Origin of the sequence: Enterococcus sp. 2STP, assembly GCF_032465635.1 — a bacterium.
Classification (GTDB): Bacteria; Bacillota; Bacilli; order Lactobacillales; family Enterococcaceae; genus Enterococcus_B; species Enterococcus_B lactis.
The window spans coordinates 1-21,134 of the sequence record NZ_JAWDJH010000015.1 but is presented as its reverse complement, the minus strand read 5'-3'; the positions used below and the strand labels follow the sequence as shown (position 1 = coordinate 21,134).

Annotated in this window: 21 protein-coding genes; 20 read left to right on the top strand and 1 reads right to left on the bottom strand. The window is 39.5% G+C overall.

From position 1 onward, the window contains the following. Position 1 precedes the first annotated feature (1 nt). The 16 genes from fabF to RWU19_RS05390 all read left to right on the top strand — a co-directional run bounded on the left by fabF (position 2) and on the right by RWU19_RS05390 (position 12,790). A complete protein-coding gene (fabF, locus tag RWU19_RS05465; RefSeq protein WP_002344091.1) occupies positions 2-1,237 on the top strand; it encodes a beta-ketoacyl-ACP synthase II in 1,236 nt (411 codons plus the stop codon). Between the two features lie 2 nt (positions 1,238-1,239). Continuing rightward, positions 1,240-1,716, top strand: a complete 477-nt coding sequence (gene accB / locus RWU19_RS05460) for an acetyl-CoA carboxylase biotin carboxyl carrier protein (protein ID WP_002341278.1) — start codon at positions 1,240-1,242, stop codon at positions 1,714-1,716. A 24-nt stretch (positions 1,717-1,740) separates the two neighbouring features. After that, positions 1,741-2,160: a 3-hydroxyacyl-ACP dehydratase FabZ gene (gene fabZ / locus RWU19_RS05455; protein ID WP_316002443.1), complete on the top strand. Its 420-nt coding sequence runs from the start codon at positions 1,741-1,743 to the stop codon at positions 2,158-2,160. A gap of 7 nt (positions 2,161-2,167) precedes the next feature. After that, complete coding sequence (locus RWU19_RS05450) at positions 2,168-3,547, top strand: acetyl-CoA carboxylase biotin carboxylase subunit (RefSeq protein WP_070770764.1); 1,380 nt, start codon at positions 2,168-2,170, stop codon at positions 3,545-3,547. After that, complete coding sequence (gene accD, locus RWU19_RS05445) at positions 3,548-4,417, top strand: acetyl-CoA carboxylase, carboxyltransferase subunit beta (RefSeq protein ID WP_002310370.1); 870 nt, start codon at positions 3,548-3,550, stop codon at positions 4,415-4,417. Further along, positions 4,410-5,195 carry an acetyl-CoA carboxylase carboxyl transferase subunit alpha gene (locus tag RWU19_RS05440; RefSeq protein ID WP_316002442.1) on the top strand — a complete coding sequence of 262 codons (786 nt, stop codon included), beginning with the start codon at positions 4,410-4,412 and terminating at the stop codon, positions 5,193-5,195. The genes accD and RWU19_RS05440 overlap by 8 nt, the downstream gene beginning before the upstream one ends. A 227-nt stretch (positions 5,196-5,422) precedes the next feature. After that, positions 5,423-5,950, top strand: coding sequence for a YqeG family HAD IIIA-type phosphatase (locus RWU19_RS05435; protein ID WP_002310373.1), 528 nt, complete (start codon positions 5,423-5,425; stop codon positions 5,948-5,950). Then, positions 5,947-7,056: a ribosome biogenesis GTPase YqeH gene (gene yqeH / locus RWU19_RS05430; RefSeq protein ID WP_002310374.1), complete on the top strand. Its 1,110-nt coding sequence runs from the start codon at positions 5,947-5,949 to the stop codon at positions 7,054-7,056. The genes RWU19_RS05435 and yqeH overlap by 4 nt, the downstream gene beginning before the upstream one ends. Positions 7,057-7,071: 15 nt before the next feature. Next, positions 7,072-7,383, top strand: coding sequence for a ribosome assembly RNA-binding protein YhbY (gene yhbY / locus RWU19_RS05425; protein WP_002310375.1), 312 nt, complete (start codon positions 7,072-7,074; stop codon positions 7,381-7,383). A gap of 9 nt (positions 7,384-7,392) precedes the next feature. Continuing rightward, entirely contained in the window at positions 7,393-8,043 is a 651-nt protein-coding gene (locus RWU19_RS05420) for a nicotinate-nucleotide adenylyltransferase (protein ID WP_002316969.1), read from the top strand. Next, positions 8,027-8,620, top strand: a complete 594-nt coding sequence (yqeK, locus tag RWU19_RS05415; RefSeq protein ID WP_002314176.1) for a bis(5'-nucleosyl)-tetraphosphatase (symmetrical) YqeK — start codon at positions 8,027-8,029, stop codon at positions 8,618-8,620. The genes RWU19_RS05420 and yqeK overlap by 17 nt, the downstream gene beginning before the upstream one ends. A gap of 21 nt (positions 8,621-8,641) precedes the next feature. Continuing rightward, positions 8,642-9,001, top strand: coding sequence for a ribosome silencing factor (rsfS, locus tag RWU19_RS05410; RefSeq protein ID WP_079997869.1), 360 nt, complete (start codon positions 8,642-8,644; stop codon positions 8,999-9,001). A gap of 1 nt (position 9,002) precedes the next feature. After that, positions 9,003-9,743 carry a class I SAM-dependent DNA methyltransferase gene (locus RWU19_RS05405; RefSeq protein WP_024634809.1) on the top strand — a complete coding sequence of 247 codons (741 nt, stop codon included), beginning with the start codon at positions 9,003-9,005 and terminating at the stop codon, positions 9,741-9,743. A gap of 219 nt (positions 9,744-9,962) precedes the next feature. Further along, the gene (locus tag RWU19_RS05400; RefSeq protein WP_002343003.1) at positions 9,963-11,114 is read left to right on the top strand and encodes a nucleotidyltransferase; all 1,152 of its coding nucleotides are present in this window, start codon (positions 9,963-9,965) and stop codon (positions 11,112-11,114) included. 130 nt (positions 11,115-11,244) lie between these two features. Then, entirely contained in the window at positions 11,245-11,964 is a 720-nt protein-coding gene (locus RWU19_RS05395) for a YebC/PmpR family DNA-binding transcriptional regulator (protein WP_002290860.1), read from the top strand. A gap of 178 nt (positions 11,965-12,142) precedes the next feature. After that, positions 12,143-12,790, top strand: a complete 648-nt coding sequence (locus tag RWU19_RS05390) for a hypothetical protein (RefSeq protein WP_002290861.1) — start codon at positions 12,143-12,145, stop codon at positions 12,788-12,790. An 82-nt stretch (positions 12,791-12,872) separates the two neighbouring features. On the opposite strand, the gene helD is transcribed toward RWU19_RS05390, so the two are convergent. Continuing rightward, on the bottom strand, positions 12,873-15,152 hold the full coding sequence (helD, locus tag RWU19_RS05385; RefSeq protein WP_123838162.1) for an RNA polymerase recycling motor HelD: 2,280 nt from the start codon (positions 15,150-15,152) through the stop codon (positions 12,873-12,875). A 277-nt stretch (positions 15,153-15,429) separates the two neighbouring features. Here helD and RWU19_RS05380 point away from each other — a divergent pair, with 277 nt between their 5' ends. From RWU19_RS05380 to RWU19_RS05365, 4 genes are all read left to right on the top strand, one after another. Continuing rightward, on the top strand, positions 15,430-17,253 hold the full coding sequence (locus RWU19_RS05380) for a heavy metal translocating P-type ATPase (protein ID WP_123838163.1): 1,824 nt from the start codon (positions 15,430-15,432) through the stop codon (positions 17,251-17,253). A 46-nt stretch (positions 17,254-17,299) separates the two neighbouring features. Then, a complete protein-coding gene (locus tag RWU19_RS05375; protein ID WP_002287649.1) occupies positions 17,300-17,479 on the top strand; it encodes a 2-hydroxymuconate tautomerase in 180 nt (59 codons plus the stop codon). A gap of 335 nt (positions 17,480-17,814) precedes the next feature. Beyond that, a complete protein-coding gene (thrS, locus tag RWU19_RS05370; RefSeq protein WP_002290867.1) occupies positions 17,815-19,758 on the top strand; it encodes a threonine--tRNA ligase in 1,944 nt (647 codons plus the stop codon). Positions 19,759-19,979: 221 nt separating this feature from the next. After that, positions 19,980-20,828: a MurR/RpiR family transcriptional regulator gene (locus RWU19_RS05365; RefSeq protein ID WP_002290869.1), complete on the top strand. Its 849-nt coding sequence runs from the start codon at positions 19,980-19,982 to the stop codon at positions 20,826-20,828. The last annotated feature ends 306 nt before the right edge of the window (positions 20,829-21,134 follow it).

The window sequence follows — 21,134 nt, the reverse complement described above, 5'->3', positions numbered from 1 at the left end:
AATGAATCGAGTGGTAATTACTGGCTATGGAGTCACTTCACCTATTGGAAATGACGCAGACAGCTTTTTGAATAGCTTAAAAGAGGGTACGAATGGCATCGCACCAATCACTAAATTTGATGCTTCAGAAACAGGGATTACCTTAGCGGGTGAAGTCAAAGATTTCCCTTACGATAAATATTTTATTAAAAAAGATAGCAAACGAATGGATATGTTTTCGATCTATGGGATCTACGCTGCTTTAGAAGCAATGGAGATAAGCGGTTTAGATAAAGAAAAAATGAATCAAGACCGGTTTGGTGTCATCATCGGATCAGGAATCGGTGGTCTTCCGACAATCGAAAATCAAGTTATCCGTCTGCATGAAAAAGGCGCAAAACGAGTTTCTCCAATGTTCGTGCCAATGGCGATTGCCAACATGGCAGCTGGAAATATTGCTTTGCGAGTAGGCGCAAAAGGTATCTGTACAGCTATCGTAACAGCTTGTGCTAGCGGAACGAATTCAATCGGTGAAGCATTCCGTAACATCAAACATGGTTATTCAGATGTCATTCTTGCTGGAGGAACAGAAGCAACGATTTGTGAGATGGGGATTGCTGGATTTGCAGCTTTAACTGCACTTTCGGAATCAACTGATCCTAATCGTGGTTCGATCCCGTTTGATGAAAATCGAAATGGTTTTGTGATGGGGGAAGGAGCAGGTGTTCTAGTTCTTGAATCTTTAGAGCATGCACAAGCTCGCGGTGCCAAAATCTATGGAGAAATCGTTGGATACGGTTCAAATTGTGATGCTTACCATATGACAGCCCCTACTCCAGATGGTTCTGGTGCGTCTAAAGCAATGAAGCTTGCGATGGAAGAAGCTGGTATACAGCCGGAGCAAGTTGGATATATCAATGCGCACGGAACGAGTACGCCAGCTAATGACCAGGCAGAAGCAAAAGCAATCCAACTCGCACTAGGTGAAAATTTCAGAGATACTTATGTCAGCAGTACGAAATCAATGACTGGACATTTATTGGGAGCAGCCGGCGGGATCGAAGCATTAGCCACTCTGATGGCATTGGAACATCAATTTATCCCACCTACGATCAATGTAGAAAAACAAGATCCTGAGATTGATTTGACAGTTGTCAAAAACGAAAGCAAACCTGCAAGCTTTACTTATGCAATGAGCAATTCATTAGGGTTTGGCGGACATAATGCGGTTCTTTGTATGAAACGCTGGGAGGAATAATTTTGGATATCAATGAAATTAGAGAATTAGTTAGTCAATTTGATCAATCTTCGCTAACGGAATTTGACTTGCGTGAAGGTCAATTTGAATTGTACATGAATAAAAATAAAACAAGTCGAGGCATGAATATGGTTCAAACAAACGAAACGTTGCCAGTTTCGGAGCCAGTTAACGCCATGCCTGAACAAGCAACAACTGTTCCAGAACCAACGAAGGAAAAAGAATCGGTAGTATTTGATGGAATCGAGGTTGTTTCGCCAATCGTGGGAATCGTTTATCTGCAACCGGCACCAGACAAACCAGCTTTCAAAAAAGAAGGTGATCAAGTTGCCAAAGGAGAAGTTATCTGCATTATTGAAGCGATGAAACTAATGAATGAGATAACTAGTGAGGCCGATGGAGTAATCACAGAAATCCTTGTAGAAAACGAGTCAGTTGTTGAATATGGGCAGCCACTCTTTAGGATCCAGCCAAAATAAGCAAAGCAGGAAAGAGGGAAATAAATGAACATACAAGAAATCAAAGAAATTATTCCGCATCGTTATCCAATGCTTTTGATTGATCGAGTGGAAGAGATGGTTGAAGGAGAACGGATCATTGCTAAGAAAAATGTAACGATCAACGAGCCCTTTTTTCAAGGACATTTTCCAGAAGAGCCTGTTATGCCAGGGGTACTGATTGTTGAAGCAATGGCGCAAGCAGGAGCAGTCGCATTACTTTATCTTGAACAGTTCAAGGGTAAAACGGCTTACTTCGGCGGATTAGACAAAGCAAAATTCCGTAAGAAAGTTACACCGGGCGATACCTTATATCTTGAAGTTGAGATATTGAAAGTGAAAGCCTCAGCCGGAATAGGCAAAGGAATCGCTAAGGTTGACGGTAAAAAAGTAGCCGAAGCGGAATTAACCTTTATGATTGGATAGGTGAAATATGTTTTCTAAAGTCTTGATAGCTAACCGTGGCGAAATCGCTGTGCGTATCATTCGTGCATGCCGCGAATTAGGGATCCAAACCGTAGCGATATATTCAGAGGCAGATGCCGAAGCACTTCATACACAGCTAGCAGATGAAGCAATCTGTATTGGTCCGGCAAAAGCGGTTGATTCATATCTGAATGTTCAAGAAGTACTGAGCGCTGCAATCGTAACAAAAGCTGAAGCAATTCATCCAGGTTTTGGATTTTTATCTGAAAATAGCCGGTTTGCCTCCATGTGTGAAGAGTGCAATATCACATTTATTGGTCCTAAAAGCGCAACAATTGATGCAATGGGGAATAAAATCAATGCGCGTCAATTGATGCAAGAAGCAAATGTCCCGGTCATCCCAGGAAGTACTGGTGTATTATCTACTGTAGAAGAAGCATTGGAAATAGCAGACAGGATCGGTTATCCAGTGATGCTGAAAGCAGCTGCAGGCGGTGGCGGGAAAGGCATTCGAAAAGTTCAATCAAAAGAAGAACTTCCACAGCATTTTTCTTCAGCTCAGCAAGAAGCAGCAGCGGCATTTGGAAATGATGATATGTATTTGGAAAAAATCATTTATCCTGCTCGCCATATAGAAGTTCAGATTTTAGGTGATCATTTTGGCAATGTCATTCATTTAGGTGAACGAGATTGTTCTTTGCAACGTAACAATCAAAAAGTACTGGAAGAATCTCCTTCTGTAGTGATCTCACAATCAAAAAGAGAAGCACTAGGAGACGCTGCTGTTCGAGCAGCTAAAGCAGTCAATTATGAAAATGCCGGAACGATCGAGTTTCTGATGGATGAAGCAGGCGATTTTTATTTCATGGAGATGAATACTCGAATCCAAGTGGAACATCCCATAACAGAAATGGTCACAGGGATCGATTTAGTAAAAAAACAGGTAGAGATAGCAGCCGGTGAGCCTTTGAATGTGCGTCAAGAAGAAGTAGTATTCCAAGGACACGCCATCGAGTGCCGAATCAATGCAGAAAATCCCGCTTTTCATTTTGCTCCTTCACCAGGGAAAATCCAAAACTTGCTACTTCCAGCAGGTGGGATGGGGTTGCGGGTAGACAGTGCGGTTTATCCAGGCTATACGATTCCGCCATATTATGATTCAATGATTGCGAAAATTATTGTCCATGGAAATACACGTTTTGAAGCATTGATGAAGATGCAGCGAGCCTTAAGTGAATTTATCACAGAAGGGATCATTACGAACGCAGAATTTCAGATGGATTTGATTAGTCATCCAGCAGTAATAGCAGGTGATTACAGCACAGCATTTTTACAAGAAGAATTTTTACCGAATTGGACACCAGAAACGGAGATAGGAGGCGCATAGATGGCTCTGTTTAAGAAAAAGAAATATATTCGGATCAATCCTAATAGAGAGAGCAAACCTGCTAACTCGCCATCTGTTCCCGATAACATGTGGGCGAAGTGTCCAAATTGCAAACATATTCTTTATACGAAAGACATCGGTGAAGAAAAAGTATGCCCCCATTGCGGATACGCTTTTCGAATCGGTGCATGGCAGCGTCTAGCTTTGATCATTGATGAAAAAAGTTTTGAAGAATGGGATACGGATCTTGTAACCGAAGATCCGCTAGCATTTCCTGAATATACGGAAAAAATAAAAAAAATGCAAGATAAAACGGGGCTTCATGAAGCAGTCCTCACTGGTAAAGCAACCATTCAGGGAATTCCCTTCATTATTGGAGTGATGGACCCCAATTTTATCATGGGAAGTATGGGCACGATTGTTGGAGAAAAAATCACTAGGTTATTCGAACGAGCAACAAAGGAAAAACTTCCAGTCGTTTTGTTCACGGCTTCAGGAGGCGCTCGGATGCAAGAAGGCATCTTTTCTCTGATGCAGATGGCGAAAATCTCTGCTGCTGTCAAACGGCACAGTAATGAAGGCCTTTTTTATCTAACTGTTTTGACAGACCCGACGACCGGAGGAGTAACTGCCAGTTTTGCAATGGAAGGTGATATCATTTTAGCAGAACCCCAAAGCTTGATTGGTTTTGCTGGAAGACGTGTCATCGAACAGACGATCAAGCAGGAACTTCCAGAAGATTTCCAAAAGGCCGAATTCTTATTGTCTCATGGTTTCGTCGATCAGATTGTTCCCCGCATGGAATTGAAGCAGAAAATCCATACGCTTCTTGAATTGCATACACAGAAAGGATGGATAGATCGTGGATAAAACAGCACATGATGTCGTTCAGTTAGCAAGAGCTAAAGAACGATGGACTAGCTTGGACTTTTTTGAAGAGATCTTCGATTCTTTCGAGGAATGCCATGGTGACCGTTTATTTGCAGATGACGAAGCGATTGTTGGTGGCATCGCTCGATTAGATGGCAAACCAGTAACAGTGATAGGTATTCAAAAAGGAAGGGATCTTCAGGAAAATATCCGCAGAAATTTTGGTTCTCCTCATCCTGAAGGCTATCGCAAAGCTTTACGACTGATGAAGCAAGCGGAAAAGTTCAATAGACCGGTGATTACATTGATCAATACAGCAGGTGCCTATTGCGGTATAGGAGCAGAAGAGCGTGGCGAGGGAGAAGCAATTGCCAAAAATCTGCTCGAAATGTCTGATTTAAAAGTACCAATCATCGCCGTCATCATTGGTGAAGGTGGAAGTGGCGGTGCCCTTGCTCTAGGTTTAGCGGATGAAGTCTGGATGTTAGAAGAAACGATCTATGCTGTGCTTTCCCCAGAAGGGTTTGCTTCGATTTTATGGAAAGACGGCAATCGCGCTGCAGAAGCAGCCGAGTTGATGAAAATTACTGCACCAGAACTACGTGAGCTAGGGATCGTGGATCGAGTGATTCCTGAAACGTTCAACGGCGAGCAGTTGCCACGGCAAAAAGTCGCTCACATCATGAAAAAAGCGTTGATTGAAAAATTAACGGAACTTGTTCGATTCGACCAGCATGAACTATTGGAAAAACGATACAAGAGGTTCCGACAATATTAGGTGTTTAACAACTAAGCAAAGAGTAAAGAATGATTCTTGCTCGCTTAGTTGTTTTTTGTTTCTAAATTTTTATGTGATCAATCTTTATTTTTGGTCATTTTGTAAAGAAATGCTTTTTCTGAAAGAGGAACGAGTATAGAGGTAGTTTTTTTTGCTGATATGCAGTATAATACGGGGTTGAGGAGTACTTTATGTGCTCCTTCATTTTTTGCAGATGAGGAGACAACATGTTTTCAAATTACAAACCAACATGGATGGTAGAAGCCATCTATCAGATTACACCTGCCCAATTAAAGAATCTAGGCATTAAAGCAGTATTGACAGATTTAGACAATACGTTGATTGCATGGAATAATCCAGATGGAACAGAAGAGTTGCTTACTTGGATTTTAGAAATGAAAAATGCAGGAATCCCTGTTGTTGTTGTTTCAAACAATAATTCAAAACGTGTCGCGCGAGCGATTGAAAAATTTGATCTTTTGTATGTTGCACGAGCAATGAAACCTTTAGCAAGAGGGATCAACATAGCAAAGAAACAATTGGATTTAGCAGATGATGAGATAGTAATGGTAGGCGATCAGATCATGACTGATATACGTGGAGCCAACCGTGCAGGGATACGTAGCATCCTTGTAAAACCCATCATCGCAACAGATAGTTGGAAGACACAATTTAATCGTTTTTGGGAAAAAAGAATTATGGCCTATCTATTAGCAAAATACCCTGATATGGGCTGGCGAGGTGGAATCGAATGACAGAAGAATTACAATGTATCGGCTGCGGTGCCGTTATACAAACAAGCAAACCCGGTGAATTAGGATACACGCCGCAAACGGCTTTGGAAAAAGGGTTAGCTTCCGGGGAAGTCTATTGTCAGCGTTGTTTCAGATTACGCCATTATAATGAGATCCAAGATGTCTCATTGACGGATGACGACTTTTTACGCTTACTGAATGAATTAGGGCAAAAAGATGCATTGATTGTCAATGTGGTGGATATTTTTGACTTCAATGGTTCACTGATTCCAGGACTACACCGTTTTGTCGGTGATAATCCAGTACTTTTAGTGGGAAACAAAGTGGATATATTACCGAAATCATTGAAAAAACCTAAATTAACACAATGGATGAAGGAACGTGCTCACGAAGCAGGGATTCGTCCAGTAGATGTATTACTAACTAGTGCTAAGAAATCTCATGAGATGACGGAACTATTAGAAAAAATTGAAGAATACCGCGATGGACGGGATGTCTATATCGTCGGAGTAACAAACGTAGGGAAATCAACGCTTATCAATCAAATCATCAAAAATACAGCGGGAGTACAAGATGTGATCACAACCTCACAGTTTCCCGGAACGACCTTGGATAAAATCGAGATTCCTTTAGATGATGGACATTTTTTGATTGATACACCGGGGATCATCCATCGACATCAAATGGCGCACTACTTAGGTAAAAAAGATTTGCGGATCATTGCCCCGTTAAAAGAAATCAAACCTAAAGTTTATCAGCTGAATGAAGGGCAAACACTTTTCTTGGGTGGACTTGCAAGGTTTGATTTTATCAGTGGCAATCGTGCTTCATTTATTGCTTATGTGTCAAATGATGTAAATATTCATCGAACGAAACTGGAAAAAGCAGACGAATTTTATCAAAAACATGTAGGTGGATTATTACAGCCTCCTCGTCCTGATGAAGTCGAGGCATTTCCGGAGCTTGTTCGTTTTGAGTTTTCTGTGAAAGAAAAAACAGACATCGTTTTTGCCGGTCTAGGCTGGATCACTGTAACAGCGCCAGCAGTAATTGCGGGCTGGGCGCCAAAGGGTGTAGATGTATTGAAACGCAAAGCATTGATTTAAGGAAGAAGGAAAATTATGAGTTTAAGAGGAAAACAAAAGCGTTTTTTACGTAGCAAAGCGCATCATCTTCAGCCGATTTTTCAAATCGGTAAAGGTGGAATTAATTCAGCAATGATCGTCCAAATTGAAGAAGCTTTAGAAAAAAGAGAACTGATCAAAGTATCTCTACTTCAAAATACAGATGAGGTTGCAGAAGAAGCAGCTCAAGTATTAGAAAAAGAAATCGACTGTGAAATCGTCCAAATCATTGGACGAGTGATCGTATTATACAAACCTTCTACAAAAGAAAAGTATCAAAAGTTATCAAATGAAGTAAAAGCAATATAAGGAGTGACCATGATGAATACGCAAGCTAAGACATTTGTTCATTCACAACTATTTCCTAAAGAAATGCCTCAATTCTTAGAGAAGAAAAAGCAAGTAGGGATCCTAGGCGGAACGTTCAATCCCGTTCACCTTGCTCATTTAGTGATGGCTGAACAAGCTGGCCGGAATTTAGGTCTTGACCGCGTATTTTTAATGCCTTCTTATCAGCCGCCTCATGTTGATGAGAAAGAGACGATTGATGCAAAACACCGACTCAACATGTTGGAATTAGCGGTGGAAGACAACCCTTTTTTGCAGATTGAAACGATTGAATTAGCTCGTGGTGGGAAAAGCTACACCTATGATACGATGAAGGAATTGACACAAAACAATCCGGATACAGATTATTACTTTATTATCGGCGGGGATATGGTAGAATATTTGCCAAAATGGTATAAAATCGATGAGTTGACTTCGATGGTCAATTTTGTGGGCATACGTCGACCAGGTTACACAACAGATACGCCATATCCTGTGATTTGGGTAGATGTACCTGAAATCGACATCAGTTCCACAAAAATACGTCAAAAGATCAAAGAAGGCTGTTCTATCCGCTATCTTGTTCCAGATAAAGTAATTGATTATATCCAAAATGAAGGGTTGTATGAAGATGGACTATAGTAATGAATATACTGCTTATTCTAGAGAAAACCTGATGCAAAAAATACAGATGAGAATGAGCGAACAACGCTTCAAGCACGTGCTTGGAGTAGAAGAAACAGCTGTTGCTCTTGCCAAAAAATACGGTGCTTCTCCTGAAAAAGCTAGTATCGCTGCATTGACACACGATTATGCGAAAGAACGACCAGATGAGGAGTTCAAAATGGTGATCGTAAGAGACGGTTTTGATCCAGAATTATTGAATTATAATAATGCTATCTGGCATGGGCTTGTTGGTGCTTCATTTGTAGAACGGGAATTAGGAATCACTGATTCAGAGATTCTTCACGCGATACGAGTGCATACGACTGGCGCTGCTAAAATGAGTCTCCTGGACAAAATCATTTATGTAGCAGATTATATTGAACCAGGTCGGGATTTTCCTGGGGTGCAAGATGCACGGACAATTGCATGGGTTGATCTAGATGAAGCAGTAGCATTTGAAACAAAACATACGCTATCCCATCTACTTGCACAAGAACAACAGATTTATCCAAAAACAATCGAAACATATAATTACTGGGTAGCAAAAAAATAAGCCACTCAATATTAGGAGGAAATCATCATAGATAGTAAAGAACAATTAAAAATTGCGGTTAAAGCAGCAGATTCAAAACGGGCAGAAGACATTATCGCTTTAGACGTTCGAAATGTTTCCTTGTTAGCAGATTATTTCATGATCTGTTCAGCAAATAGTGAACGTCAAATCAACGCAATTACAGAAGAAATCATTGATAAAGAAGAAGAAAACAAATATGAAGTAAAACGTATTGAAGGAAAAGAAGGCGGAAAATGGGTATTGATCGACCTTGGAGATTTGATCGTACATGTTTTCCATGCGCCAGAACGAAGCTTCTATAATTTGGAAAAACTATGGTCAGATGCGCCGTTAGTCGATCTTAATGAATGGTTGGATTAACATGGCTTATGAAACATTTGCTTTCATTTACGATGAAGTGATGGACGAAATGCTTTACCAGCAGTGGTTAGCTTTTTCGAAACGTCATTTGCAAGAAGACACAAAAAATATTTTGGAACTGGCGTGCGGTACTGGAGCATTAGCGGTTGCCTTTGCAAAAGATGGATATGAAGTGACAGGGTTAGACCTTTCAGAAGAGATGTTGATGATCGCGAGCCAGCGAGCATATGAAGAAGACGCATCGATCCAATTTGTAGAAGGCAATATGCTCGATTTATCAGAAATCGGTCAATATCAAGCAATTACTTGTTTTTCTGATTCGTTGTGCTACATGAAAAATAGACAAGAGGTACAGCAAGTTTTTGATGAAGTCTATCAAGCGTTAGAAGAAAATGGCCGATTTTTATTTGACGTGCACTCCACCTATCAAGTAGACGAGGTTTTTCCAGAATATAGCTATCATTATCAAGGGGATAATTTTGCTTTTTTGTGGGATAGCTATCCAGGAAGTGAAAAACACAGCATCGAACATTTTCTGACTTTTTTCGTTGAGGAACCAGAAGGATCTGGGCGATTTGTCCGTGAAGATGAACTACATGAAGAGCGTACCTATCCATTGGAAAGCTATTTAAGAATGCTGGAAAACAGTGGGTTTTCGAAAGTCGAAGCATTTTCTGATTTTACAGACGAAGCAGCATCAGAGAAATCAAAGCGCTGGTTCTTCGTAGCATACAAAGACTAGCAATTTTGCCTGCTCGAGTTAACAAGAAAAAGAATAAATCTTCAACATAAATTATATATCCGAACGATATAGGCATTGCTCTTGCGGTGCAGCTTTTCTTCGCAGAAGTATTGTGTTTGCGAGAATAGTTTATATAGTTCGGGTATTTTTTCTGATTTTTGACTTTTCCTTACTTGTCTCTAGTGTTTTTTTATCGATAAACTATGAAGGAGGACGGACATGAAAAGCTGCGGGATTATCGTAGAGTACAATCCATTTCACAATGGACATCGCTATCATGCTGAAATGGCACGAAAAACAACAGGAGCAGAGGTCGTCATTGCTGTAATGAGCGGGAATTTTTTGCAACGAGGCGAACCAGCTATCATCGATAAATGGCATCGTGCGAATGAAGCTTTGCAAAATGGTGTGGATTTAGTAGTAGAGCTTCCTGTCGAATGGGCGGTTCAGTCAGCTGATTATTTTGCCAAAGGTGCAGTGAAAATCTTGCAAGCATTGGACTGTGACAGTTTGTGTTTTGGAACAGAAGAAGAGACTTCGTTTGACTATGGTAGTTTCGGCCGATTTGTTCAACAGAATCAAGATAAGATAGAAGAGTCTTTTCACGAACTGTCTGATCAAACGTATAGTTATCCGCAAAAAATGACTGCAGTTTTTCGCAGTCTGTATCCCGATATTGCGCTTGATTTTTCTTCACCCAATCATATTTTAGGATTAAGTTATGCAAAAGAAAATGCTAAGTATATCCACCCTATGGAGTTACATCCGATCCAGCGTAAAAGTGCAGGCTATCATGAAAAAACAATCACAGATCAAACAATAGCCAGTGCAACAGCCATTCGCCATGCGTTAGAAAAAGGAAAAAGGATCGCTGGACTTGTGCCATTTCAGACAGAAGAAGATCTTTCCACTTGTTCGTTACAGACTTGGGAATCCTATTGGCCGTATTTGCGTTATCGGTTGTTATCTTCTACTTTGATGGAATTGACAGATATCTATCAGATGACCGAAGGAATAGAAACTCGCATGAAGACAGCAGCTGCAACAGCTAACGGTTTTGCGGATTTTGTGTCAAAAGTAAAAACAAAGAGATATACATGGACGCGGATCCAAAGATTATCTTGTTATGTCTTGCTGAATATCAAAAAGCAAGAGATTCCTATCCAACAAAATAAAAACTATCTTCGACTACTTGGATTTACCGATGCTGGAAGAAGATTCTTAAAAGAAAAAAAAGAGATTTCTATTTATTCCCGAATCGGAAAAAAAGAGGCACAAGAAGCGGAACTGTTAGTTAGAAGTGATCAAATCTATCAATTGGGAGGCAATATTCCAGAACAGAATTTCGGACAAATCCCAATCCAAGTATAGACCTTTGACTGAAAATGAGAAGAATGAAGGAAGAAAGAAAAAAAGCTTCACAGAATCGTGATTCACAAGTATAATGGAACAGGACGTTTTTGCGTTATGAAACTATCAAATCAGAAAGCGAAGTGAAAATATGGGACGTAAATGGGCAAATATCGTAGCAAAGAAAACTGCTAAAGATGCTAATAATAGCCGGATTTATGCAAAATTTGGGATTGAAATCTACGCGGCAGCAAAATCAGGTGATCCTGATCCGCATGCAAACCAAAAACTACGTTTCGTCATTGATCGCGCTAAAACTTATAATGTACCAAAACATATTATTGACCGAGCAATCGAAAAAGCAAAAGGTGCAGGAGATGAAACATACTCTGAATTACGTTATGAAGGATTTGGACCAAGCGGCTCAATGGTGATCGTTGATACATTGACAAACAATGTGAATCGAACAGCAGCAGACGTACGAGCAGCATTTGGGAAAAATGGCGGGAACATGGGTGTTTCTGGAGCGGTTTCTTATATGTTTGACAATACAGCGATCTTTGCATTTGCAGGAGAAGACGCTGATGAGATCCTTGAATATCTAATGGAAAAAGACATCGACGTTCGTGATGTGATGGAAGAAGATGGACAAATCATCGTTTACGGTGAAGTAGCGGATTTCCATAGTATCCAAGAAGCATTAAAAGAAAAAGGAATCACTGATTTTTCAATTGCTGAGATCCAAATGATTCCTCAAACCGAAGTTACATTATCTTCAGAAGACCAAGAAACATTTGAAAAAATGATTGATGCGCTAGAAGATCTAGAAGATGTACAGCATGTGTTCCATAATGTGGCATTAGAAGACTAAGCAATCAGTTTTAACGAAAAGCATTCAGTCTTTTTCAAAAAGCAGGACAATCTCACTAACAGATTGTCTTGTTTTTTTGTGTGATTTATTTTCTATTCTAATTCAACCTGTGGTATGATGAGAGCATAAGTATCATATGAAATGATATGAAGTATGTGGAAGATGGACGGGGAAGAATATGGAAGCAAAAATCACTTTAGAACCTTTTGAACGTATCTTAAGCGGTTACCGCAAAGTAGAAGAGTTAGCAGTGAACGTAACTGATTGTTCAAAATTAGCGCAAAAATACGCAAGATTCGGCGTTGAAGGCTATCGATTAGGAAACTATGTCGGTACAGGGTATCTGAACCGTTATTTAGAGTGTATGGTGGACCGCGCACCAATGCTGATTTATAGACAAAAATATTTGATTCCGCTGCTTTTTCGTCGTTCTGATTCAGCCTTTCGGTTATTTGAAGAAGAGTATCGGATGGAGGCTTTCTTTCTACTATTGGAGTGGAGCTTAAAGCATCATCCTGAAAAAATTCTCATCGAAAGAAATGAGAAGATAGATACGAAAAAAAATAAAGTGGTCGATAGTGCATACCTAGCATTTCGTGTATCAGAAATTTTGGATTGTGGGGGGTATCCAATCAGCAATTTCCAATCAATCGATCAGTTCATTGAATGGAACCGAATTTACCGATTGATCGACAATGGCGGTATTGGACGTCATAGTAAGGTATTTGACCCAGAATATCCAGAAAACATGGAAGAACTGAAAATGATTATTTCGCTTGTCAAATTAAAATATCCTGAAACAGATTTGGATTTATATATAGAATAAATGATAGAATTACTTTTTCTGCAATTATTACTGTAACTAAAAAGACAACTGCTAACATTAACGATAGCAGTTGTCTTTTTAGTTACAATACTTTTTTCTCATAAGATGAAATATCCATATTGTTTAACAAAGGACTTTCATTATTGGATGTAAAAAGTGTCAATTCATGCATCGCGCGTGTACACATGGTGTAAAGGATCAATTTGTCTTGTTGAGAAGAAAAATGATCTGCATCTACATCCCACAAGAAAACTCGGTCAAACTCCAGACCTTTTGCTAAAAAGGCCGGAAGTAAAATAATGGAACGCTTCATAAAATCACTCTCATTTAAAATCAGCTGGACTTGTTGTTTCAACTCGTCTGGCAGTTGAGCATAAAGAGTCTCGCATTCTTCTTGGGTTTTAGCAATGATTGCTGTACGCCAATACCGGGCTTTTCCCTGAGTCGTTCGAATGGTATCTGCTAACCAATTCAGTTTGACATCATCAGTTGTTCCTTGGATGAGCAAAGGCAAATCGCCTTTTCTTGCTGTAGTCTCTACTCGATGTTCTTTTGCAATAAAGTGATTAGCAAAATCAGTGATTTCTTTTGTGGAACGATAGCTTGTCGTTAATTGGAAACGGGTGACTTCACGGTCCACGAAAAGTTCTTCCAATGATCCCACGATCGTTTCATTTCCAAAGACATTTTGATTTAGATCTCCACAGAAAGTCAAATTTGCTTTTGGGAACAAGGCTTGCAACAATGCGACTTGTGATGGTGCGAAATCCTGCATTTCATCAATAAAGATATAGCGAGCTTTGTGTGTGACCGTCACCGGATACGTTCGGCGCATCAGTAAAAAGAATAGGACAGCATCCTCTTGGGGCAACTCTCTTTGACGCAAATGTGTACGAATAGTTGCTAAATGTTCTTGCCATCTGGTCTCGCTGATTTTATGCCGTGTCAGAAGAGAAAGTGGCACAGTTTGTAAAAAGTGGAGATATTGTTTCGTTATATTGACAAATTGATAATTCATGATTCCTCGATGAATTCGACGGAATCGTTTACGTACGATTTGGTTAGCCAGTTTTTTACGTAAGGAACGCTCCTTTTGTTCTGTATATTCAAGATTAGGATCTGTTGCGTATAGTTCTTGGAGCTGCTCTTCCGCGAGATCTTTGACCCATTGTTGACGTGTTTCATCTTTTTGCAGACCGCCTAGTTTTTTCAGTAGTTTCGTTTGTAATAGAGAGAGTCTGTGGTGTAAGGGAAGTTGTTCATTTGTTTCTTTATACCATTGGCGAATCGATTCCTTTGATAGGATCGTACGGCCATTTATTTTCATATCACGGAACAAGGGACCGTAGCTTGTGATGCTTTGGATATAGCGATCAATCTGATCCACTAAGGTCAATCCGCTTTTCATCACTTGTATCGGATCTTTTTCGCCTAGCAAAAAACCACTTTCCTGTTGCTGTTCGTCTAATAAAGAAAACTCTGGCAACAGCTGTGAAATATAATTTTTGAATGTTTGTGTAGGCACACCGCTTTCACCTAATGAAGGCAATACAGTCGAGATATAATCAGAAAACAAATGGTTTGGTGAAAATAGAAGCACGTTTTCTGCCTCTAGCCATTTGCGATTATGATACAACAGAAAAGCAATACGTTGAAGCAGAGCAGACGTTTTTCCGCTTCCGGCGATTCCTTCAATCAGCATAACTTTACTTGTTGTGTCCCGAATGATTGCATTTTGTGCTTTTTGTATCGTAGAGACGATATTTTTCATATGGTTGCTTGATGCTTCGTCCAATATCTCTAGCAAAAAGTCATCGTTGATTACTTCCGACGTATCTACCATAGATAAAATACGTCCTTCTTGGATTTTAAATTGTCGTTTCAACTGCAGATCGACATCTATTCTATCTGTTTCAGTTTCATAAAATGCGGGACCAATCTCACCTTCATAATAAAGGTTGGCAATTGGTGCGCGCCAGTCAATAACAATTGTTTCTTCTGCTAGATCTCTTAAAGAAGCGATACCTAGATACAATGTTTCTGTTTCACGGTCTTCTTTAAAATCGATACGGGCAAAGTAAGGACTGTCTTTCATAACAGACAACGTTTGTAGGCGTTTTTGCTGCGCCTCAAGAGTATGATATTTTAAAAGCAATTCTTGCTCATGTTGACGATATTCAACAGCAGATTCATAAAAAGCTTCATTGGAACCAGCTCGAATCTTGTGATTAGCTGTGTCTTTTGTCGAATGATTCATTTCTTGAGTCAATTCTCGTTGTTTTGTATCCAGCATATTTTGTTCGATCTGGATTAGTTCGATCGTTTCATCCACGTGCGTTTGTTCTAGTTGTTTCTCATTCATCACATGTTTGCTCCTTCCGCCGTAAATAACGAATTAAAAGTATAGCACAGTTTTTCGAAAAAAGGTACTTTTTAACGGATGAATCGAAAAAAGTCCTCTTTGCTCGATAGATTCGTTTATCGGACTGGCGACTATTGGAAACGCTGATAGTGATAGTTGTTTTCAATTAAGGCCTATTGTTTTAAAAAGTGTTAAGCAAGGACTATGCTTAAGAGAAAGAGAGGCAATTGAAGATGGATGACTAACCTCTAAGTCACAAAAAAGAGGAGAAGAAACTATGACACATTTTAAAAAATTTTTACTTACTTTATTTATTGGCGGAGTAGCTTTGTTAAGTGAATTTGTTTTCCATCAGCCGGGACTTGCTTTTATGATTGTTGCATTTACTGGAGGGATTCTCGCCTTCTTGATGTTTTTGGAAATGATCAAAACATTGCGTTCAGGAAGATATGGTGTAGATATATTAGCGATTACCGCAATCCTTGCAACATTAGCCGTCAAAGAATATTGGGCTAGTTTGATGATATTGATCATGCTTACAGGTGGAGATAGTCTAGAAGAATACGCGAATAAACGAGCAGGTAAAGAATTGCAATCTTTATTAAACAACACCCCAAGAATCGCCCATCGATTCAAAGAAGGAAGATGGCAGGATATAGTAATTGATGAAATAAACGTGGATGATCAGCTGCTAGTCAAGTCTGGCGAGCTTGTACCAGTTGATGGTCGAGTGATCAAAGGAGAATCATCAGTCGATGAATCTTCTTTGACAGGAGAGTCTCGTCCAGAAACAAAGAAACCTGGAGATCAGATCATGTCTGGGTCTTTAAATGGAGACGGATCAATCCAAATGATTGCTGAAAAACGCGCTGCAGATAGCCAATATCAAATGATCATTAAATTAGTCGAAGAATCAAAAGAAAAACCTGCCCGATTCGTCCGTTTAGCTGATCGTTATGCGGTTCCCTTTACATTGATCGCATATTTGATTGGCGGTATTTCTTGGTGGTTCTCAAAAGATCCTTTGCGTTTTGCAGAAGTATTGGTCGTAGCATCGCCTTGTCCATTGATTTTAGCTGCGCCGATCGCTTTAGTTGCTGGGATGAGCCGTTCAAGTAAAAACGGGATTGTTGTTAAAACTGGAACAACGATTGAAAAGCTCGCACGTACAAAAACGATTGCTTTTGATAAAACAGGAACGCTTACCAAAGGAATATTAGAAGTAGAGGCGATTCAACCAGTCAATGGAATGAAAAAAGAAGAGCTACTTATGTATGCAGCAAGTGCAGAACAGGAATCTAGCCATATCTTAGCTCGTTCGTTAGTGAACAACGTGAAAAACAGCCAACTGTATCCTGTTAGTCAACTGAAAGAAGTGACAGGTCAAGGAATCCAAGCAGTAGTCAATAATCATGACGTAAAGATTGGACGCGCTTCTTTTGTTTCAGTGGAAGAAATCGAGACTTCTGAAACAGCAATCTATGTAGCCATTGATCAATCCTTTGCAGGAACCATCCTATTTTCGGATCAGATTCGCTCAGAAGCAGCAAGGACAATCAAAGAGCTAAGAAATCTTGGTGTGAAAAATTTGATGATGATTACCGGAGATGGATCAGCCATTGCTCAAGCGATTGCAGAGGAAGTCAAATTAGATTCTGTACATGCTCATTGCTTGCCTCAAGACAAATTGACTATTTTAGAACGTATCCCTAAAGATCAACGACCTGTGGCGATGATAGGAGACGGTGTGAATGACGCACCAGCACTTGCTGCTGCAGATATCGGCATTGCAATGGGCGCTCATGGTTCTACAGCTGCTAGTGAAAGTGCAGATGCGGTCATCTTGAAAGATGATCTTTTGCGTGTAGCAAAAGCAGTAGTGATCTCAAAAGATACGATGAGAATAGCGAAACAATCTGTACTGATTGGCATCTTTATTTGTATTTTTTTGATGTTAATAGCAAGTACGGGTCTGGTTCCTGCGTTATTCGGGGCTGTTTTGCAAGAAGTCGTGGATACGGTCTCTATCCTGAGTGCGCTGAGAGCAAAAAAAGACCCAGCCATTTTTCCGGATTCAGTACCCAAGACAAACATAGTATGATAGAATCGAGATGAAAAAAGAACAATCAGAAAGAGGAGAGAACATTATGCCATTCGTACATGTCGAATTAGTAGAAGGTCGCAGTCCGGAACAATTAGAAAATATGATGAAAGATATCACGGAAGCTGTTCATAAAAACACGCAAGCACCAAAAGAACACATCCATGTTATCATCAACGAGATGAAAAAAGGAACATACGGTGTAAATGGGGAATGGAAAAAATAAGTTTGGTTTCACACTTGATTTTTCTATTTATTAGTGGTTAAATAAACACATAATTGATTGATGAGAAAGCCAACTGAATTTGAGAGTCTTCGATAAGAGAGGAAAAGCTAGGCTGAAACTTTTCCAGGAGAAAACCAAAGGATGACCACTTTCGAAACCCTTGTTGAAGCAAGGGCGGTCGGACCGTTACAACGTTTAAGGAACGCATGTGCGTTTGAACATTAGGTGGAACCACGAACTTTTCGTCCTAGTATCTCTTTTCAAGAGATGCTAGGATTTTTTGTTTTTCAGCTTGATGATCTGATCAATCAAAACATTTCAAGGAGGAAACTATTATGATAAAAATTACTTTTCCAGATGGTGCAGTCAAAGAATTTGAGGCTGGTACAACAACATTGGCAATCGCTGAAAGTATTTCAAAAAGCTTAGCAAAAAAAGCTTTAGCTGGTAAAGTGAACGGCAAACTTATTGATTTGACTCGTCCAATCGAGGAAGATGCAAGTATTGAGATCGTCACACCAGACCATGAAGATGCACTTGGATTAGTCCGACATTCAGCAGCTCATTTGATGGCTCAAGCAATGCGCCGCCTCTATCCAAATATCCACTTTGGTGTTGGGCCAGCTATTGATTCAGGGTTTTACTATGATACAGACAATGGACAAAATCAAGTAACTGCAGAAGATCTTCCCGCAATCGAAGCAGAGATGATGAAAATCGTCAAAGAAAATCTGCCAATCGAACGCCGTGTTCTTTCGAAACAAGAAGCATTAGAAATTTTTGCAAGTGACCCGTACAAAGTAGAACTGATTAGTGAATTGCCAGAAGAAGAAGTGATTACTGCCTATCAACAAGGTGAATTCATCGATTTGTGCCGTGGACCACATGTTCCGTCTACTGGTCGTATACAAGTATTCAAATTATTATCAGTGGCAGGTGCTTACTGGCGTGGAAACTCAAACAATCAAATGATGCAACGAGTTTACGGAACAGCCTTTTTTGATAAAAAAGCTTTGAAAGAATATATCCGTCTGCGTGAAGAAGCAAAAGAAAGAGATCATCGTAAACTAGGGAAAGAACTTGACTTGTTTATGGTTTCTCCAGAAGTTGGTTCTGGTTTGCCATTCTGGCTTCCAAAAGGGGCAACAATCCGACGTACGATCGAACGTTATATCGTAGACAAAGAAGTTAGTCTAGGTTACCAACATGTGTATACACCGATCATGGGAGATGTTGAGTTGTACAAAACATCTGGACACTGGGATCATTATCAAGAAGACATGTTCCCGCCAATGGATATGGGAGATGGCGAAATGCTTGTTCTTCGTCCAATGAACTGCCCTCATCACATGATGGTCTACAAAAACGCCATCCATTCTTACCGTGAATTACCAATTCGTATCGCTGAATTAGGAATGATGCACCGCTATGAAAAATCAGGTGCTTTGTCAGGTTTACAACGTGTACGAGAAATGACGTTGAACGATGGTCATACATTTGTTCGTCCTGACCAAATCAAAGATGAATTTAAGCGTACGCTTGAATTGATGGTCGCAGTATATGCTGACTTCAATATTACAGATTATCGTTTCCGCTTAAGCTACCGCGATCCAAACAATACAGATAAATATTTTGATGATGATGCAATGTGGGAAAAAGCCCAAGCAATGCTGAAAGCTGCTATGGATGAATTAGAGCTAGATTACTTTGAAGCAGAAGGTGAAGCAGCCTTTTACGGACCAAAATTAGATGTCCAAGTCAAAACAGCTCTTGGGACAGAAGAAACATTGTCAACTATACAATTAGACTTCTTATTGCCGGAACGTTTTGATTTGACATATGTTGGAGAAGATGGGGAAAATACGCATCGTCCAGTGGTTATCCACCGCGGAATCGTTTCTACGATGGAACGTTTTGTCGCCTATTTGACAGAAGTATACAAAGGCGCTTTTCCAACATGGCTAGCACCAATACAAGCGACAATCATCCCTGTTTCTGTTGATGCACATGGCGATTATGCTTATGAAATCAAAGAACGCTTGCAAATGAAAGGTTTACGTGTAGAAGTCGATGACCGCAATGAAAAAATGGGCTATAAGATTCGTGCCTCTCAAACACAAAAAATTCCTTACCAATTAGTTGTCGGTGATAAAGAATTGGAAGATGCAACAGTGAATGTACGTCGTTACGGAAGCAAAGAAACAGCTGTAGAAGATTTGAATATCTTTATTGATGCTATGGAAGCAGAAGTCAAAAATTACAGCAGAGAAAACAAATAGATAAATCATCTATAAAAAAGCACTAAATAAAAAACAATCCAAACAATAGAGAACAGATATTCTACAATCCCACAGATGGTCAATAGAATTTGTGGGATTGATGGAATGAGCTATCCTATTGTGCGGATTGTTTTTTTGTTTTTTTATCCAGTACACGACCGTTAACAAGGAACTGATATGGTATACTTACATAGACGATTATTAAAAGGATGGAGGAACTTATGAGCGTAATTAGTCGTATTGAAAGTATGATGGAAGATTATTCTTCAGCAGAAAAAAAGTTGGCCAACTACATTATTGGAAATATTGAGAAGGTCCCCACAATGACAGCTAATGAATTAGCGGAGGCTTCAGGTTTGAGTGCGCCGACAGTTGTACGTTTTTCAAAAAAAATCGGGTTTCAAAGTTTGACAGACTTCAAAATCACGATTTCAACAGAATTACAGACTGGAATCGATGAAGGATTTAGCGATATCGAAGCAAATGAGTCCTTTTACTCTATCAAAAACAAACTTGGGAACAATGCGCAAGTAGCGATAAAAGAAACAGTAGATATTCTGGAAGAAGAAACGATCCAAAAAGTCGTAGAATGTTTGGAATCGGCTGAGTCTGTTTTTTTATATGGTGTTGGTGCCTCTTCTTTAGTGGTAGAAGACATTCTGCAAAAATGGTCTCGTGTCGGTAAGCCAATCATTTTTGAAAAAGATATCCATGTCTTGCTCCCACAACTTGTCAGCAATGAGAAGAAGAAAGTACTTTGGCTTGTTTCGAACTCAGGGAGAAGCGCAGATGTAGTTGCATTAGCTGAGCTAGCAAAAAATATGAATATCGAGATCATTGCGTTGACGCAATTTGGAAATAACCCACTTAGCAAGATAGCCGATGTACTCGTACAAACATCAAGACCAAAAGAAATCACCAATCGAAGTGCGGCAACCAATTCACTTTTGGCCCAATTCGCTACGATTGATATCATTTTTTATTTTTATATGGCTAAAAACGAATCACTTAGTGAAAAAGTGAAAAAAACAAGAGAAGCAATCCAAGACTATTTTATGGATTCAAAATAAAAAAACTAAATTTACCTTACTATTTTTGATATAAGTTTTTTTAGAATAACAACTTATAGTTTTCCACAAAGAAATGTTCTATTAAAGTGTTTCACGACTTTAGAAAGCATAATTTTCAAAAATAAGTTTAGTTTTTAATGAAAAAAATAGTTGGATATGCAACTTCAGAGGTTTGCTGTGAAACAAAAAGTTGATTTTATCTTGAAATTAGGTAAAGAATTTCTTGCTCCGCTCATTTTTTCTTTTTTATTAAGAAGTTTTTGGGTACAATGAAGCATGAATGTAAATAGGCGGAAGGATAGGAAA